Raw genomic sequence first — 16,959 nt, 5'->3', positions numbered from 1 at the left:
CGCCCCACCGGAGACCGCAGCACCGACCCGCACCGTCCGACAGGGAGTTCACCGATGATCACCCCACCCGTCTCGCCACCCACCGCACCACCCACCTCGCCACCCGGCCGCCGTCAGTTCCTCGCGGGCACCGGCGCCGTCGGCGCCGCCGCGCTGCTGAGCGGCTGCGTCACCTCGGGATCGACCGGCAAGAGCGAGGCGGGCGGCGACGTCACCCTCCAGTCCAACCTCTCCTCGCCGCAGGCCAAGAACGCCATGGAGAAGGTCGTCGAGGGCTTCGGCAAGAAGGGCGGCGCGAAGGCGAAGCTCAACACCGTCGCGTCCGAGACCTTCCGCACCCAGCTCCCGACCTACCTCACCTCCGCCAACCCGCCGGACCTCTACACCTGGTACCCCGGCTCGGTCGCCGAGTCGTACGCGGCGAAGGACCTGCTCCTGGACGTCAGCGACCTCTGGACCGAGCCCGAACTGACCGGCTACTCCGACGCGTTGAGCAAGCTCTGCACCTCTGCCGCGGGCAAGAAGGTCTTCGTCCCCACCACCTACTACTGGTGGGGCGTCTTCTACCGGAAGTCGAACTTCGCCAAGTGGGGCGTCGAGGAGCCCACGACCTGGGACGAGTTCCTGGACCTGTGCGACACCCTCAAGGGCAAGGGCGTCGCGCCGATCGGCCTCGGCGCGGGCGGCAACACCCCCTGGGTGGCGTCCTCCTGGTTCGACTATCTGAACATCCGGATCAACGGCGCCACCTACCACCGCGAACTCCTCGCCGGGAAGCACCGGTTCGACGACCCCGAGGTCCGCAAGGTCTTCGACCGCTGGGGCGAGGCGCTGCCCTACTTCGACCCCGACAGCACCGCCCTGCCCTTCCAGGACGCCACCACCGCACTTCTCCAGGGCCGTACGGGAATGATGCTGATAGGCACCTTCTTCGCCGACTCCGCCCCCAAGGGGCAGTTGGCGGACATCGACTTCTTCCGCTTCCCGGTCATCGACCCCAAGGTCCCGGTCGCCGAAGAGGCCCCCACCGACGGCTACTTCGCCAGTGCCCGCACCGGCCGCAAGGCCGAGGTCATGGAGCTGATGCGGTATCTCGCCACCGCCGAGGCGCAGGAGCTCTACCTCAAGAACTCCTCCGGCACCGCGCTGCCGACCCACCCCGACGCCAAGGACAGCGGAACCGCCCTGGTGAAGAAGGGCCGTGCGCTGATCGAGGGCGCCGCCGAACTCACCCAGTACTTCAACCGCGACTCCAGCGACGCCCTCCAGCCGCCCGCCGACGCCGCGCTCACCCGCTTCCTCGCCAAGCCCAAGGAGATCGGCTCCATCCTCACCACCTGGCAGCGCGAGTCGCAGAAAATCTGGGGCCGCTGAGATGGCGGCGGTCGTCACCGGGCCTCCGAAGAAGGAACAGGAACAGCCGACGGCGAAGGAGGACCGGCGGCCACGCCGCAAGCGGTCCACCCGGGTCCCGCCCGTGGTGCTCGCCTTCGTCCTCGTCCCCCTGCTCGCCGAGGCGTTCTGGGTCTTCTGGCCCGCGGTCCAGGGCTTCTACCTCTCCCTGACCGACTGGGACGGCGTCTCCGCGCCGCGCTTCATCGGCCTCGGCAACTTCCGTGAGATGTTCGGCGACGCCGTCTTCCGTACCGCCGTGTTCGACACGGTCCTGTGGCTGCTGCTCTTCGGCGGGCTCTCCGTGCTCCTCGGCCTCGGCGCCGCCCTGCTCCTCCAGCAGGAGCGCCGCGGCGTCGGCTTCTACCGGGCCGCGCTCTTCCTGCCCGTCGTGTTCTCCCTCGTCGCCACCGCCCTGGTGTGGCAGGCGATGTACCAGCCGGACGGCCTGATCAACCAGGCCCTCGAAACCATCGGCCTCGGCAACCTCACCCGCGCCTGGCTCGCCGACCAGGACACCGCCCTGTACGCCGTGATCGTGCCCGCCCTCTGGCGCCAGATCGGCTACGTGATGATCCTCTACATCGCCGGCCTCAAGGGCATCGACCCGGTGCTCTACGAGGCGTCCAAGGTCGACGGCGCGAGCCGGTGGCAGCGCTTCCGCCACATCACGCTGCCTCAGCTGCGCAGCGTCAACGCCGTCGTCCTGTCGGTCGTAGTCATCGACTCACTGCGCTCGTTCGACGTCGTCTGGGCCCTCACCCGCGGCGGCCCGTATCACTCGTCCGAGCTGCTCTCCACGTACATGTACTCCACCGCCTTCCAGTCGCTGCGACTGGGATACGGCTCCGCCCTCGCGGTCGTGATCTTCGTGCTGGCCTTCGGGGTCATCGCCTCGTACCTCGTCCGCGCCTTCCGGGAGGCCGACTGATGTCCGCCACCTCCGGCAGCACCCGCACCCGCGGGAAACTGGCGACCGCGGGCTTCCACCTCGGCGCCGGCACCCTCTCCGTGCTGTGGCTGCTGCCCATCGCGCTCGTACTGGTCACCAGCGTCCGCTCGTTCGACGACATCGCCGCCAACGGGCTCGGCAGCCTGCCGCACTCCTTCACCCTCGACGGCTTCGGCCAGGCGTGGGTCGACGGCGGTCAGCAGCGGGCGCTGATCAACAGCATGCTCGTCACCGTGCCGACCGTGCTCATCACGCTGGGCCTCGCGTCGATGGCCGCCTTCGCCCTCAGCCGCTACGAACTGCCCCTGCGCCGCACGCTGTTGCTGCTGATGCTCGGCGGCAATCTGCTGCCGCCGCAGATCCTGCTCATCCCGGTCTCCCGCATCAGCGAGAGCCTCGGCCTGTACGACACGCTGTACGCGCTCATCGGCGTACAGATCGGCTTCGGCGTCGGCTTCTACGTCTTCGTCCTCTACGGCTTCATGCGGTCCCTGCCCGTCGAGATCCAGCAGGCCGCGGTCATCGACGGCGCGAGCCCCTGGCAGATCTACTGGCGCATCGTGCTGCCGCTGACCAAACCCGCGCTCGCCGCGCTGAGCGCGCTCTCCTTCACCTGGATCTTCAACGATCTGCTCTGGGCCATCACCGTGCTGCGGACCGACAGCCGGATGCCGATCACCGCGTCACTGATCGGACTCCAGGGCCAGTATGTGTCCATGTGGAATGTGATCGCGGCGGGCTCCGTCATCGCGGCGGCCCCGACCGTCGCCGTATTCCTGCGGTTCCAGCGCCACTTCGTGGCCGGCCTCAACCTGGGAGCGGTCAAATGACCCCGCACGAGCCGTGGTTGCTACGCACCACGAACACCGTCTACGCCGTCACCCTCGCGCCCGACGGGGGGTGGGCCGAACTCTCGGCCTGGGGTCCGCACGGCGCCGAGCAGGGACCATCCCCGCTCGACTGGTCGCGCCGCACGCACTTCATCACCCCCGCCGACGCCGCCCCCGCCGAGTACATCCCGTACGGGCCGCGGCCGTTCACCGGCGCCGACCTGGTCGCGCAGCGCCCCGGCGAGGAACGCGGCGTGTGGTGGAGCTTCACCGGCGCGAGCGCCGACGGCGACCGCGCGCTGCGTCTCGTCTTCACCGACGACACGCTCGCACTGACCACGACCCTCTGCTACGAGAGCGTGCCCGGCACCGACGTGATCCTCCGCTGGACCGAACTCCGCTGCGTCGGCGGTGACGAACTGCGCCTGGAACGCTTCGACTCGGCCGCCGTGAACATCCCCGTCACCGACACCGCCCGGCTCACCTACCTCTCCGGCCAGTGGTCGCGGGAGTTCCAGCTCACCCAGCTCCAACTCACCCGTGGCCGCTTCGAGTTGGCCAGCACCCAGGCGGTGCCGGGGCACGCGTACGCCCCGTGGCTCGCGATCCAGGACGCGGCGGACCCGGCCGAGGGCGCCACCCCCACCTACGGCATCGCCCTCGAATGGTCCGGGAGTTGGCACCTGACCGCCGACGCCGAGCCGGGCGGCGCCCTGCGCGTGCGGGCCGGCCGGCTGCCCCACGAGGGCGCCGTCCGCCTCGCGCCCGGCGCCACCCTCACCACCCCGCGACTGGCCTGCGCATTCAGCCCGGACGGACTCGAAGGACTGGCCCGCGTCTGGCACCGCTACGAACGCCGTCTCGCCGGCGAGCGGCTGCACCGGCCGCGCCCGGTGCTCTACAACTCCTGGGAGGCCACCGGCTTCGACGTCGAGGCGGGCGGACAGCTGGAGCTGGCCCGCGTCGCCGCCGGCATCGGCGCCGAGCTGTTCGTCGTCGACGACGGCTGGTTCACCGGCCGGAACGACGACACCGGCGGCCTCGGCGACTGGTATCCCGACCCGGCCAAGTTCCCCGACGGATTCGACCGGTTCATCGCCCAGGTGCGCGAGCTGGGAATGGACTTCGGGCTCTGGGTGGAACCGGAGGCCGTCAGCCCCGGATCCGCGCTGCACGCCGAACACCCCGAGTGGGTCTACCGAGTCGAGGGCCGCCCGGTCACCCTCGTACGCAACCAGCTCCTGCTCGACCTCGGCCGCACCGACGTCCAGGACTTCGTCATCGCCACCCTGGACCGGCTGCTCGGCACGTACCGGATCAGCTACCTCAAGTGGGACATGAACCGCCCGCCCACCGAACGCGGCAGGCCCGGCGGCGGCCCCGTCGAGAGCCAGGACCTCGACGCCGCGCACGTCGACGGCTACCTCCGCGTACTCGACCACCTGCGGACCGCGCACCCGCACGTCACCGTCGAGGGCTGCGCGGGCGGCGGCGCCAGGATCGACCACGCCACACTCGCCCGTACGGACGTGCTCTGGCCCAGCGACAACACCGCCCCGCTCGACCGGCTGTCCATCCAGTACGGCTATCTGCACGCCCACGCCCCGCACACCATGAGCGCGTGGGTGACGGACGCGCCCGGCATCTTCGACCCACGGCCCCGCTCGCTCGCCTTCCGCTTCGTCAGCTCCCTCTCCGGCGTCCTCGGTATCGGGGCCGACCTCGGCAGGTGGACGGACGAGCAGCGCGCCGAGGCCGCGGGCTGGGTGGCCCGCTACAAGGAGATCCGCGACATCGTCCACCACGGCGAGATCCGGCTGCTGAACTCGCCCGCCGAGCCGACCTGCGGAGTGCAGTACGACGAAGACGGCCGGGGCATCGGCGCCCGTACCGTCGTCACCGCCTGGAACACCGGCCCCCTCGACGGCGCGCCGCTCGTGCCGGGACGCCCGTCCCGGCTGCGGCTGCGAGGTCTCGACCCGGCCGCCCACTACCGGGACGAGACGTCCGGTACGACGTACGGCGGCGGCTATCTCCTGCACTCGGGGCTGCCGTTCCACTGGACCGCCGACCACGACGCCGAACTCGTGGTGCTCACCCGGGTGGACGGCAAGGGACCCGCGGCCGGGACCCCATGACCCGCACGCTCACTACAGTCGCCCGGGTCGCCGAACGGCGGCCACGCACCCGGAGGAGTCGAACCGCCTCATGAACGCACCAGCCCGCTTCCACGACCGCGTCGCGGTGGTCACCGGAGCCGCGTCGGGCATCGGGGCCGCCGCCGCGTCCCGGCTCGCCGCCGAGGGCGCCGCCGTGATCCTCGCCGACATCGACACGGCGCGCGGCGAGGCCGTCGCCGCCGGCATCCGCGACAAAGGAGGCCGCGCCGACTTCGTACCCACCGATGTCGCCGAACAGGACGACTGGGACCGCGTCGTGGCCGCCGCCCACCGGCACGGCCCGGTCGGCGTCCTCGTCAGCAACGCCTACATCGTGGACGTCAGCCCCGCGCACGAGATGACCCTCGCCTCCTGGGAACGCCAGCTCGCCGTCAATCTCACCGGTGGCTTCCTCGGCTTCCGCGCCGTCCTGCCCGATCTGCGCGCCCACCGGGGCGCCGTCGTGCTGACATCCTCCGTCCACGCGCGCATGGGCATCCCCGGCCACCCCGCGTACGCCGCGAGCAAGGGCGCGCTGGTCTCGCTCTGCGGACAGCTCGCCGTGGAGTACGGACCGGAGGTACGCGTCAACGCCGTACTGCCCGGCCCGATCCTCACCGCCGCGTGGGACCGCGTACCCGAGGAGGAGCGGGCCCTCAGCGTCGAGGGCACGGCGGCGCGCCGCTTCGGTACGCCCGAGGAGGTCGCGGCGGCCATCGCCTTCCTGACGGCCGACGAGGCCTCCTACATCACCGGATCGAGTCTGCTCGTGGACGGCGGATGGAGTGTCGTGAAGGCCTCGGCCTGACGGCTCGGGGCCCGGCGCACGACCACCGCCGCTCACGAACGACCAGCGGAACGACCAGCAGAAAGGCAGAACGACACATGACGCCATACGCGCGCCGCGGAGTGCACGGCCAGACCGTGGAGACTCTCGCGCGCCGGGTGCTCAGCGGAGAGATCCCCGAGGGGTCCACCCTCGATCTCGTGGAACTGCAGCGCGAGTTGGACGTCAGCCTGACCGCCCTGCGTGAGTCGCTGAAGGTGCTCGCCGCCAAGGGGATGGTCGACGCGCGGCAGCGCCGGGGGACGTTCGTCAGAGCCCGCTCCGACTGGAACCTCCTCGACGCCGACGTCCTGCGCTGGCAGTTCGCCGAAGGCACCAGCGCCGGCGCGGACCTTGCCCTGCTGCGCAATCTCGGTGAGGTGCGCGGCATCATCGAACCGGCCGCCGTCCGGCTCGCCGCCGAGCGGCGCACCGACGCCGATCTCACCGCGCTGGAAGCGGCGTTGACGGAGATGGGGGAGGGGGACGGCGGAGCCGCGCACGCGGTCGAGGCCGACCTCGCCTTCCACCGCGCGCTCCTCGCCGCCACCCACAACGAACTGCTGACACGCATGGAGATGGTCATCGAGTCCGGCCTCGCCCACCGCGACCGGATCGTGCACTCCTCGCCGCACGGCGAGGATCCGGTGCCGAGCCACCGCGCCGTCCTGGACGCCGTACGCGCCAAGGACCCGGACGCCGCCCAGCAGGCCATGCGGGCACTGCTCGACCAGGCGGTCCGCGACCTCGACAAGGTGCACGGGACGGCCGCCCCGGCCGCCCCCGGGACGAAAGGGGCCGAGGCGAAGTGAAGATTGTTCGCGTGGAGACGTTCCTCGTCCCGCCCCGCTGGCTGTTCTGCCGTATCGAGACGGACGACGGCACCGTCGGCTGGGGCGAACCCGTGGTCGAGGGCCGGGCGGAGGTCGTACGGGCGGCCGTGGACGTACTCGCCGAGTACCTCGTCGGCCAGGACCCGCTGCGGATCGAGGACCACTGGCAGGTCATGACCAAGGGCGGCTTCTACCGGGGCGGCCCGGTGCTCTCCAGCGCCGTCGCCGGGATCGACCAGGCGCTGTGGGACATCGCAGGCAAGACGTACGGCGCCCCCGTGCACGCCCTGCTCGGCGGACCCGTCAGGGACCAGGTGCGGGTGTACGCGTGGGTCGGCGGCGACGAACCCGCCCGGCTCACCGACGAGGTCACCGCCCAGGTCGAGGCGGGCTTCACCGCCGTCAAGATGAACGCCGCCGGGCGTACGTCCCCGATCACCAGCCCCGCCGAGACCGCCGCCGTGGTCGAGCGGGTGGCGGCGGCGCGCGCCGTCCTCGGCCCGCACCGGGACGTCGCGGTCGACTTCCACGGCCGCTTCGGCCCGGCGGGCGCCCGCCGCGTCCTGTCCGAACTCGCCCCGCTGCACCCGCTGTTCGTGGAGGAGCCGCTGCTGCCCGAGCACGGACACCTGCTGGCCGGGCTGGTCGCGTCCAGTCCCGTACCCATCGCGACCGGTGAACGGCTCTACGGGCGTGCCGAGTTCCTGCCCGCGCTCGCCGCGGGCATCGCCGTGGCCCAGCCCGACCTCTCGCACGCCGGCGGTATATCGGAAGTGCACCGCATCGCCTCGCTCGCCGACATCTACGGCGCGCAGCTCGCACCGCACTGCCCGCTCGGCCCGATCGCGCTGGCCGCCAGCCTCCAAGTCGCCTTCTGCACACCGAACTTCCTCATTCAGGAGCAGAGCAGGGGACTGCACTACAACAAGGACGCCGATCTGCTGTCGTACGTCGTGGACACCGAGCCGTTCCGCTTCGTCGACGGCCACGCGCACCGCACCGATCAGCCGGGGCTCGGCGTCACGGTCGACGAGGCGGCCGTGCGGGCCGCCGACCGCACCGGGCACGCCTGGCGCAATCCGGTCTGGCGGCACGACGACGGCTCGTTCGCGGAATGGTGAGCGAGTGGATGAGCGAGCCGGTCTCCGTCACCACCGACCCCGCGCACGGCGGACGCTGGACGTCGCTGCGCGCGGGCGGCCGGGAGTGGCTGTGGAGCCGCGACGAGCCACGCCGTCCCCTCGTCGCGCCGGGTGACGCCTTCGCCGACGCCGGGGGCCTGGAGGAGTGCGTTCCGACGGTGCGCGGCACTCCCGACCACGGCGACGCGTGGTCCCGGCCCTGGCACCGGCGCGGTGACGAGGAGACCCGCGGGGAGGCGAAGACCGCCGGGGAGTGCGACGAGTACGTCGACTGCCCGGACTTCCGCCTCGCGCGCCGCATCCGTACGGAGGCCGGCGCGCTCGTCGCCGACTACCGGCTCACTGCCGCCCCCGGCTACCGCTTCCTCTGGGCCGCCCACGCGCTCCTGGACGTGTCGCCCCGCGCCACGGTCGCCATCCCCGACGGCGCGCCGGCCCGGCTCTACCCCGACGACGGGGCGCACTGGACCGCGGGTGCCTGGCCGGTGAATCCCGTGGGCGGCACGGCACTCGACCGGCTCGGCCCGGACGACGGCAGCGCCGTGGGCGCGGTCGTCGCCACCCCGGAGGTGTCCGTGCGCGACGGGCGGGACACGTTGCGCCTGGCGGTCGAGGCGCCCGGACAGCCCGTCTCCGTCGCCCTCTGGCGCAACCTGGGCGGCTTCCCCGCCGACGCCCCGTACCGCTCCGTCGGCGTCGAACCGATGCTCGGCCGCGTCTTCGACCTGGCGGCGGCCGGAGCGGACGACGCCGCGCGGGTCCCCGCGTCGGGCGAGGTCCGCTGGCGGCTGACCGTCACGGCGGGACGCCGTCCGCGACCATGAACGAGACCACCCGAACGCGTACGAGAGAAGGAACCCACCCGTGGATCTGCCGGCCGCCCTGCGCGCCCACCGACTCCTCGCCATCGTGCGAGGCGACGACCCCGACGCGGCGCTCAGGACCGTGCTCACCCTCGTCGATGAGGGCGTCGCGCTCGTCGAGGTCTCGCTCACCGGGCGCGACGCGCTGGACGTCATCGCGCGGGCCCGCGCCGCGCTCGGGCCCGACGCGCCCCTCGGCGCGGGCACCGTCCTGACCGCCGACGACGCGCGCGCCGCGCACCGGGCCGGCGCGGACTTCGTCGTCACGCCCGCCGTCTGCGAAGGAGTCGTCGCCGCGCGGGAGCTCCAACTCCCGGTCCTCGCCGGGGTGATGACGCCCACCGAGATCGTGGCCGCCCTGCGCGCCGGAGCCTGCGCGGTGAAGATCTTCCCCGCCGCGCAGGCCGGCGGACCCGCTTACCTGCGCGCCCTCCGGGGCCCCTTTCCGAACGTCCCGTTCGTGCCCGTCGGGGGCATCGACGCCACGGCGGCGAGGGCGTATCTGGACGCCGGCGCGCTCGCGGTCGGCGTCGGATCCCCGCTGGTCGGCGACGCGGCCGACACAGCGGCCGACACCGCCGCCGACGCGTCGGACGCAGCCGGTCCCGACGCCCTGCGCGCCCGCGCCCGTACCTTCCTGGACGTCGCAAACGCCGTGACCCAGGGCGGGCCTTCGTGAGTACGGCTCCGCTGCCGCGCCCCGGTCCCGTCGTCTGTATCGGCGAGACCATGGCGGCGCTGGCGCCCGACCCGGTCGCCCCGCTGGACACCGCCGAATCGCTGAGGCTCGACGTCGCGGGCGCCGAGTCGAACGTCGCGATGTATCTGGCGGACCACGGCGTGCCGGCCCGCTGGGTGTCCGCGCTGGGCGACGACCCCTTCGGGCGGCGTGTCCGGGAGCGGATCGCCGCTTCGGGCGTCGACGTCTCCGGCGTACGGACCGATCCGGCGCGCCCCACCGGCCTGCTGGTCAAGGACCCCGGCACGCACGCGACGGGCGTCCACTACTACCGCGCCGGCTCGGCGGCCTCCGCCCTCGGACCGCCGACCCTGGACGAGCCGGCGGTGCGCGGCGCCGCGCTCGTGCACCTCACCGGGATCACCCCGGCGCTCTCGGCGTCCTGCCGCGCCCTGGTGGAACGGGCGCTGCGGCCGGGACGCCCGTACACGGTCAGCTTCGACGTGAACCACCGCCCCGCGCTCTGGGGCGACGAGCCGGCGGCCGGGGTGCTACTGCCCCTCGCGGCCCGCGCGGACCTCGTCCTGGTCGGACTCGACGAGGCACAGGCCCTCTGGGGCGCGGCGCTGACGTCCGCCGACGCGGTCCGCGCCCTGCTGCCGGAGCCGCGCGTGCTGGTGGTCAAGGACGGGGCGCGGGCGGCCACCGCGTACATCGGCCCCGACGCGTACACGGTGAGCGCGCCGAAGGTGCGGGTAGTCGAGCCGGTGGGCGCGGGCGACGCGTTCGCCGGGGGCTTCCTGGCGGGTCTGCTGCGCCATGACGATCCGGTACGGGCCCTGCGCCTCGGCCATCTGACGGCGGCTTCCGCCCTGCGCGTCCCGGCCGACCACGGCCCGCTGCCGCCGCCGGAGCGCATCCGGGAGCTGCTGGCGGCCGACGAGACGACCTGGAACGCGCTGTCCGTATAAGAAGGATGGACCGTGGTCCGTACAGGTCCGTGGTCCGCGGCCCGCCACCCCTATGAGTCAAGAGGGCTGTCAGCCGCTCTGCCGCACCGGGATCTCTCCCCGCGGCCGCACCTCCCACGTAGGCGTCGTCCCCGCGAGCTGGCAGACCATCAGGTAGAAGGGGATCGGCGGCGTGTACGGCGTGGGGGCGTCCGGCCAGTGGATCAGCCGGGGGTGCGCGGCCGGGACCAGGGTCCCGGAGACGTAACGCGCGGGCCGGGGCCAGTCCAGTTCGAGATCCGAGCCGGCGGGGACGATCCACCACCACCACTCGGTGTCGGCGAAGACGCAGCCGGTACTGGGCAGCCTGCCCATCAGCCGGAACCCGTGCCTGGCCGGGACGCCCACCGCGTCACAGCCGAGCGAGGCGGGCAGCGTGGGCGGCAGCGGCAGTTGCGCGAGCCCGCTCCGCTCCTCACGCAGCCCACGGGCGAACCGGCGCATCGCACCCATCAGCACGGTTGCCCCTGCCCCGCCTCGTGTGGCAGCTCCGCCCATACGACACGCCCGGCGCCGTAACCGGATGTGTCGTGGGTTCCCCAGCAGCTGCTCACTGCGTCCACGAGGAGCAGCCCCCGGCCGTGCTCGTCGTCGGACACGCGGTGCAGCTGCGGCCCCGTGGGGCCGAAACCCTGGTCCTCGACCGCTATGTGCAGCCGGCCGTTCCCTTCGCGCAATTCGCACATGACATGGTCGCCGGGCGCGTGGACGACGGCGTTGGTGACGAGCTCGGAAATGATCAGGATCGCGGTTTCGAGCGTCTCGTCCGTGGTGCCCCAACGGCAGAGCCGCTCACGGGTGAGCCGTCTGGCGCGGCAGACCGACTCCGCGTGGGCGGGTAGTGCGAAACCGTAGCGTCGGACAACGTTGCCAGGGCACACGGTCATCAGTGGGGGGGTGAGCGCGTTACCAGGTGCCACGACCGATTCCTAACGGTGGGGAAGCAGCACCGTGCGAAACCTCCGGGCGGAGCACGACAACTGCATGAACTGGTTCACCGAACCACTCTCCACCCGTGCGAGACACTTGGCAAGTAGCACTGTGAAATTTCCAGAGTGCCGTGTTCTTACTGGCGAGGGCATGGCACACTGCTGGCAACCGTGCATGGGGAGGTTCCAAAGTGAGTGAACCGCGGTCTGCCCCGACCGTGGGACAGGTCGTACTCGGTAAACGCCTGATGGATCTGCGCGAGAGAGCCGGCCTGAAACGCGAGGAAGCCGCGAAGCTTCTCCGGGTGGCGTCGGCCACTGTCCGCAGGATGGAGACCGCCGAGGTCACGCTCAAAGTCCCCTACGTACAGGTACTTCTCCGGGCCTACGGGGTCGGCGACGACGAAGCGGACGCCTTCGTCGAGCTGACCGAGGAGGCCAACAAGCCAGGCTGGTGGCAGCGGTTCCACGACATTCTGCCGGACTGGTTCAGCATGTACGTCAGCCTGGAAGGCGCCGCCTCCCTGGTCAGGGCGTACGAACCACACTTCGTACCGGGCCTCCTCCAGACGGAGGGCTACGCGCTGTCGGTCATGCACGCCGGCGCCGTGGGGCAGGTCCAGCCGGAGGCGATCGAGCGGCACGTCGCACTCCGTATGCAACGCCAGTCCCTGCTCACGCGGTCGGACGCACCCAAATTCTGGGTGATCATGGATGAGACGGTGCTTCGCCGTCCCGTCGGTACGCCGGACATCATGCGCGAGCAGATCGACCGGCTCATCGACGCGTCCGGGATGCCCAATGTGACGCTGCAGATCGCGGAGTTCGCCTCCGGACACCACCCCGGAACGTACGGGCCGTTCGTGCTCTTCCGTTTCGCCATGCCCGAACTGCCCGACATGATCTACAGCGAGTACCTGACCGGCGCCGTCTACCTCGACTCGCGTCCCGAGGTGGCGACCCACCTCGAGGTCATGGACCGCATGGCGGCTCAGGCTGCAACTGCACAACGCACGAAGGAGATCCTCAAGGATGTCCGCAAGGAGCTGTGAATGGATCCGATATACAACGGCATGCCCGCCACCGACCTCGGCGCCGAGGGCTGGCACAAGCCGTGGAGCGGCGGCAACGGCGGCAACTGCGTCGAGGCCATGAAGCTGGCCGACGGCAGAGTCGCCGTGCGCCAGTCCAACGACCCTGACGGTCCCGCGCTGATCTACACCCATGGCGAGATCGCCGCGTTCATTCAAGGCGCCAAGTCCGGCCAGGCCGACTTCCTGCTGACCTGACCCGACCCGTACGTGACCTGACATGACCGACGTGACGTGATTCGACGTGATGTGACGTGAACCGTACGTCCTGATCGGCCGGATCCCGCCTGGTAGGAGCCGATCAGGCCTGATCGGATCTGAACTCACCTGTTCCTTGCCACTAGTTCTTGCCAGTGACGCTGAGACTCATGGAGTGCACATGACCGGGCATGACCCCATTGACACCAGCAGGCCGCACCCGGCCCGGATGTACGACTGGTTCCTCGGCGGCAAGGACAACTATCCCGTCGACGAGGAGATGGCTCGCCAACTCCTCGAACTGAACCCGCTCGGCCGGGAGATGGCCAAGTGCAACCGGGCGTTCATGCACCGGGCCACCCGCTGGCTCGGCGCCGAGGCGGGGGTGCGCCAGTACCTCGACATCGGTACCGGCATCCCGACCGAGCCCAACCTGCACCAGATAGCGCAGGAGGTCGCCACCGACTCGCGCGTCGTCTACACCGACAACGACCCCATCGTGCTGCGGCACGCGGAGGCGCTGCTGCGCAGCAGCCCAGAGGGCCTGACCGAGTACATCCAGGCCGACGCGCGCGAACCCGACGCGATCGTCGAACAGGCCGGGAAGATCCTGGACTTCGACAGGCCGGTCGCCCTGTCGCTCATCGCGCTGCTCCACTTCGTCCCGGACGAGGACGGCGCGCACGAGCTGGTGCGCAAGCTGCTCGCACCGCTGGCGTCCGGCAGTTATCTGGTCATCTCCCACACCACGGGTGAGTTCGACCCGGAGAACTCGAAGAAGGCGGAGGCGCTCTACAAGGCGAAGGGCGTACCACTGGCCCTGCGCTCGCGCGAGGAGGTCAGCCACTTCTTCGACGGTCTCGAACTCGTCGACCCCGGCGTCTCCCTGGTGGCCGAGTGGCGGCCGGAGCTGGGCGAGGTCGTCCCCGTCCCGGACGACGGGCTCATCGCCGGATTCGTCGGCGTGGCCCGCAAGCCCTGACACAGGACTCACACGGTCCGGACCGGCGGGGGTCCGGGCAGGCAAAGCGCTTCGGCGCCGCGGCACTCTTGGGGGGTGCGGCGGCGCCGAAGCGTTTTCCGGACCCGTTACGGTGCCTCCGCTCCCGCTCCCGCCTCCGCTCCCGCCCCGCGACCGCCGAGGACCGCGTGTGCGCCACGTCACAGCGCAGGGACGGCCGGGGCGCCCCGGGAAACGGTGGCGCGGCCCCGCAGTCGCCCAGCGGCCCTCTGAACCCCTTCCCGGCCGTCCCTGGACGTCGGCCGCCGCGGCGGACGGGCACAATGTGCGGATGGCCCGACGCCCCACACGCCCCACCCGAAACGCATCGACCGCGCGCCCCGCACCGGGCCCGCGCGCTCCACGAGACACTTCGCCCTGTCTCTGCGGTCTGCCCGCCTCCTACGGAGAGTGCTGCGGCCGCTTCCACGCCGCAACCGCGGCCGCCCCCACCGCCGAGCGCCTGATGCGTGCCCGCTACAGCGCCTTCGCGGTGGGTAACGAGCCGTATCTGCTGAGCAGTTGGCATCCCGCCACCCGCCCGTCACGGGTCGATCTCGACCCGGCGATGCGCTGGGCGGGCCTGGAGATCCTGGCCACCACCGAGGGCAGCGCCTTCCACACCACGGGCACGGTCACCTTCCGTGCCCGCTACGCCCGCCGTGGCGAGCGGGGCGCGCTGCACGAGCGCAGCCACTTCGCACGGCACGAGGGCGCCTGGGTATACGTCGAGGGCACCTTCGTGGAGTAGAGGGTGCCCTGCCGATCGGGCCGCGGCTTCGGGATCAGCCGGACGCGAGCACCTCCGCCAGGTCGTACCGCACCGGCTCCTCCAACTGCGCGTACGTGCACTCCTCGGGCGTACGGTCCGGACGCCACCGGCGGAACTGCGCCGTGTGCCGGAACCGGTCGCCCTCCATGTGGTCGTAACCCACCTCGCACACCAGCTCCGGCCGCACCGCGACCCACGACAGGTCCTTCTTGCCCGACCAGCGACTCGGCGCGCCGGGCAGTCTGGCGTTCTCGTGCGCCGACTCCCGCGCCCAGGCGGCCCACGGATGACCGTCGGCGGGATCCATCAGCAGCGGCGCCAGCTCGTCCACCAGCTCGGCCCGGCGCTTCATCGAGAACGCGGCGCACACCCCCACGTGCTGAAGCGTCCCGGCCGTGTCACGCAGGCCGAGCAGCAGGGACCCGACGACCGGACCGCTCTTGTGGAGGCGGTATCCGGCCACGACCACGTCCGCCGTCCGCTCGTGCTTGATCTTGTACATCACGCGTACGTCCGGCCGGTACGGCAGGTCCAGCGGCTTGGCCACCACCCCGTCCAGCCCGGCGCCCTCGTAGCGCCGGAACCATTCCCGGGCCACATCCACATCATTGGTGGCCGGTGCCAGATGGACCGGGGCCGAGGCACCGGCGAGGGCGTCGACCAGAGCGGAGCGGCGCTCGGACTGCGCGACGGGGAGCAGCGACCGGTCCTCCAGCGCCAGCAGGTCGAAGGCGACGAAGCTCGCGGGGGTCCGCTCCGCGAGCGTCCGCACGCGGGAGTCCGCCGGGTGGATGCGCTCACTGAGCCGGTCGAAGTCCAGCCGCCCCTCGTGCGCGATCACGATCTCGCCGTCGATCACACACCGCTCGGGCAGCTCGCGCAGGAAGGCGGTGACCAGCTCGGGGAAGTAGCGGGTCAGCGGTTTGCCGTTCCTGCTGCCGATCACCACCTCGTCGCCGTCCCGGTGGATCAGCGCACGGAAGCCGTCCCACTTCGCCTCGTACTGCATACCGGGCGGGATTTTCGCCACGGACTTGGCCAGCATCGGTTTCATCGGAGGCATCACCGGCAGATCCATGACCTCGATTGTGCGCGGGACGGGCCCGGTCCGCCCGATATGCGGGCCGGGGGAGCCACGCCTACCGTGGCGCGTATGGCGAGCAAGGGCGCGGCGATGGAGCTGGAGGTCGGCGGGCGTACCGTACGGCTCTCCAGCCCCGGCAAGATCTACTTTCCCGAGCGGGGATTCACCAAGCTGGACGTCGCCCGGTACTACATCGCGGTGGGGGAGGGGATCACCCGCGCCCTGCGGAACCGGCCGACCACCCTCCAGCGCTACATCGACGGCATCGCCGGCGAGTCCTTCTACCAGAAGCGGGCGCCCAAGAACCTGCCCGACTGGATCCCCACCGCCCGGATCTCCTTCCCCAGCGGACGCACCGCCGACGAGATCTGCCCCACCGAACCGGCCGCGGTGCTCTGGTGTGCGAATCTCGGCACCCTGACCTTCCATCCCTGGCCCGTACGGCGGGGGAACACCGAGCACCCCGACGAACTGCGCATCGATCTGGACCCGCAGCCCGGCACCGACTTCCACGACGCCGTCAGGGCCGCGCACGAGCTGCGCGGCATCCTCGACGAGCAGGGCCTGCACGGCAGGCCCAAGACCTCCGGCGGTCGGGGGCTGCACGTGTTCGTCCCGATCGAGCCGCTCTGGACCTTCACCCAGGTACGGCGCAGCGCCATCGCCGTCGGCAGGGAGCTGGAACGGCGCATGCCGGGCCGGGTCACCACGGCGTGGTGGAAGGAGGAGCGGGGCGAGCGGATCTTCGTGGACTACAACCAGACGGCGCGGGACCGCACCATCGCGTCGGCCTACTCCGTACGCCCCAATCCGTACGCCACGGTGTCGGCGCCGCTGCGCTGGGACGAGCTGGACGACGTCTCCCCGCGCGACTTCGACGTGGCGACGATGCCGGCCCGCTTCGCCGAACTCGGCGACCTGCACGCGGACATGGACTCCGAGGCGTACAGCCTGGAGGGCCTGCTGGAACTGGCCGCCCGCGACGAGCGCGACCACGGCCACGGTGATCTGCCGTACCCGCCGGACTACCCGAAGATGCCGGGTGAGCCGAAGCGGGTCCAACCGAGCCGCGCGCGCGAGGTCCCTCCGGAGGGTTCGTAGACCTGTCCTCCTCGGCCGGGTCCGCCCTCAATCGCCGGACGGGCCGTATCGATCGATCGACCCGCGCCCGCGTCGCCGGCGGCGCGATCAGGACGCTC

18 protein-coding genes are annotated in these 16,959 nt (G+C 71.5%); 15 read left to right on the top strand and 3 right to left on the bottom strand.

Annotated elements, in window-relative coordinates:
- Window positions 1-54: 54 nt before the first annotated feature.
- The 10 genes from P3L51_RS19450 (at window position 55) to P3L51_RS19405 (ending at window position 10,647) form a co-directional block, all read left to right on the top strand.
- On the top strand, window positions 55-1,374 hold the full coding sequence (locus P3L51_RS19450) for an ABC transporter substrate-binding protein (RefSeq protein WP_354606533.1): 1,320 nt from the start codon (window positions 55-57) through the stop codon (window positions 1,372-1,374).
- 1 nt (window position 1,375) lies between these two features.
- On the top strand, window positions 1,376-2,323 hold the full coding sequence (locus P3L51_RS19445) for a carbohydrate ABC transporter permease (RefSeq protein WP_354606532.1): 948 nt from the start codon (window positions 1,376-1,378) through the stop codon (window positions 2,321-2,323).
- A complete protein-coding gene (locus P3L51_RS19440) occupies window positions 2,323-3,174 on the top strand; it encodes a carbohydrate ABC transporter permease (RefSeq protein WP_354606531.1) in 852 nt (283 codons plus the stop codon). Before P3L51_RS19445 ends, P3L51_RS19440 begins: the two co-directional genes overlap by 1 nt.
- On the top strand, window positions 3,171-5,312 hold the full coding sequence (locus tag P3L51_RS19435) for an alpha-galactosidase (protein ID WP_354606530.1): 2,142 nt from the start codon (window positions 3,171-3,173) through the stop codon (window positions 5,310-5,312). The genes P3L51_RS19440 and P3L51_RS19435 overlap by 4 nt, the downstream gene beginning before the upstream one ends.
- Window positions 5,313-5,382: 70 nt before the next feature.
- The gene (locus tag P3L51_RS19430; RefSeq protein ID WP_354606529.1) at window positions 5,383-6,141 is read left to right on the top strand and encodes an SDR family NAD(P)-dependent oxidoreductase; all 759 of its coding nucleotides are present in this window, start codon (window positions 5,383-5,385) and stop codon (window positions 6,139-6,141) included.
- A 77-nt stretch (window positions 6,142-6,218) separates the two neighbouring features.
- A complete protein-coding gene (locus P3L51_RS19425) occupies window positions 6,219-6,971 on the top strand; it encodes a FadR/GntR family transcriptional regulator (RefSeq protein WP_354606528.1) in 753 nt (250 codons plus the stop codon).
- Window positions 6,968-8,113, top strand: a complete 1,146-nt coding sequence (gene dgoD, locus P3L51_RS19420) for a galactonate dehydratase (RefSeq protein ID WP_354606527.1) — start codon at window positions 6,968-6,970, stop codon at window positions 8,111-8,113. The genes P3L51_RS19425 and dgoD overlap by 4 nt, the downstream gene beginning before the upstream one ends.
- Before the next feature lie 8 nt (window positions 8,114-8,121).
- Window positions 8,122-8,958, top strand: coding sequence for a hypothetical protein (locus P3L51_RS19415; protein WP_354606526.1), 837 nt, complete (start codon window positions 8,122-8,124; stop codon window positions 8,956-8,958).
- 40 nt (window positions 8,959-8,998) lie between these two features.
- Window positions 8,999-9,676: a bifunctional 4-hydroxy-2-oxoglutarate aldolase/2-dehydro-3-deoxy-phosphogluconate aldolase gene (locus tag P3L51_RS19410; protein WP_354606525.1), complete on the top strand. Its 678-nt coding sequence runs from the start codon at window positions 8,999-9,001 to the stop codon at window positions 9,674-9,676.
- Window positions 9,673-10,647, top strand: coding sequence for a sugar kinase (locus P3L51_RS19405; protein WP_354606524.1), 975 nt, complete (start codon window positions 9,673-9,675; stop codon window positions 10,645-10,647). The genes P3L51_RS19410 and P3L51_RS19405 overlap by 4 nt, the downstream gene beginning before the upstream one ends.
- 69 nt (window positions 10,648-10,716) lie before the next feature.
- Here P3L51_RS19405 and P3L51_RS19400 read toward each other — a convergent pair whose 3' ends face one another.
- Entirely contained in the window at window positions 10,717-11,139 is a 423-nt protein-coding gene (locus P3L51_RS19400) for a hypothetical protein (protein ID WP_354606536.1), read from the bottom strand.
- Window positions 11,139-11,606 (bottom strand): ATP-binding protein, encoded by a 468-nt coding sequence (locus P3L51_RS19395; protein WP_354606523.1) that lies wholly within the window; start codon window positions 11,604-11,606, stop codon window positions 11,139-11,141. The genes P3L51_RS19400 and P3L51_RS19395 overlap by 1 nt, the downstream gene beginning before the upstream one ends.
- 200 nt (window positions 11,607-11,806) lie before the next feature.
- On the opposite strand from P3L51_RS19395, the gene P3L51_RS19390 reads away from it, so the two are divergent.
- From P3L51_RS19390 to P3L51_RS19375, 4 genes are all read left to right on the top strand, one after another.
- The gene (locus P3L51_RS19390; RefSeq protein WP_354606522.1) at window positions 11,807-12,667 is read left to right on the top strand and encodes a Sco1979 family transcriptional regulator; all 861 of its coding nucleotides are present in this window, start codon (window positions 11,807-11,809) and stop codon (window positions 12,665-12,667) included.
- On the top strand, window positions 12,668-12,904 hold the full coding sequence (locus P3L51_RS19385) for a DUF397 domain-containing protein (protein ID WP_354606521.1): 237 nt from the start codon (window positions 12,668-12,670) through the stop codon (window positions 12,902-12,904).
- 181 nt (window positions 12,905-13,085) lie between these two features.
- A complete protein-coding gene (locus tag P3L51_RS19380; RefSeq protein ID WP_354606520.1) occupies window positions 13,086-13,886 on the top strand; it encodes an SAM-dependent methyltransferase in 801 nt (266 codons plus the stop codon).
- Window positions 13,887-14,196: 310 nt separating this feature from the next.
- Window positions 14,197-14,655, top strand: a complete 459-nt coding sequence (locus P3L51_RS19375; RefSeq protein ID WP_354606519.1) for a YchJ family protein — start codon at window positions 14,197-14,199, stop codon at window positions 14,653-14,655.
- 34 nt (window positions 14,656-14,689) lie between these two features.
- Here P3L51_RS19375 and P3L51_RS19370 read toward each other — a convergent pair whose 3' ends face one another.
- Window positions 14,690-15,754: an ATP-dependent DNA ligase gene (locus P3L51_RS19370; RefSeq protein ID WP_354606518.1), complete on the bottom strand. Its 1,065-nt coding sequence runs from the start codon at window positions 15,752-15,754 to the stop codon at window positions 14,690-14,692.
- A gap of 75 nt (window positions 15,755-15,829) precedes the next feature.
- Between P3L51_RS19370 and ligD the strand changes: the two genes are divergently transcribed.
- On the top strand, window positions 15,830-16,861 hold the full coding sequence (ligD, locus tag P3L51_RS19365) for a non-homologous end-joining DNA ligase (protein WP_354606517.1): 1,032 nt from the start codon (window positions 15,830-15,832) through the stop codon (window positions 16,859-16,861).
- The last annotated feature ends 98 nt before the right edge of the window (window positions 16,862-16,959 follow it).

The organism is Streptomyces panacea (assembly GCF_040560175.1).
In the GTDB taxonomy this organism is placed as follows: Bacteria; Actinomycetota; Actinomycetes; order Streptomycetales; family Streptomycetaceae; genus Streptomyces; species Streptomyces panacea.
Note: the sequence above shows the minus strand (reverse complement) of the source record. Positions and strands in the feature narration are given on the sequence as shown.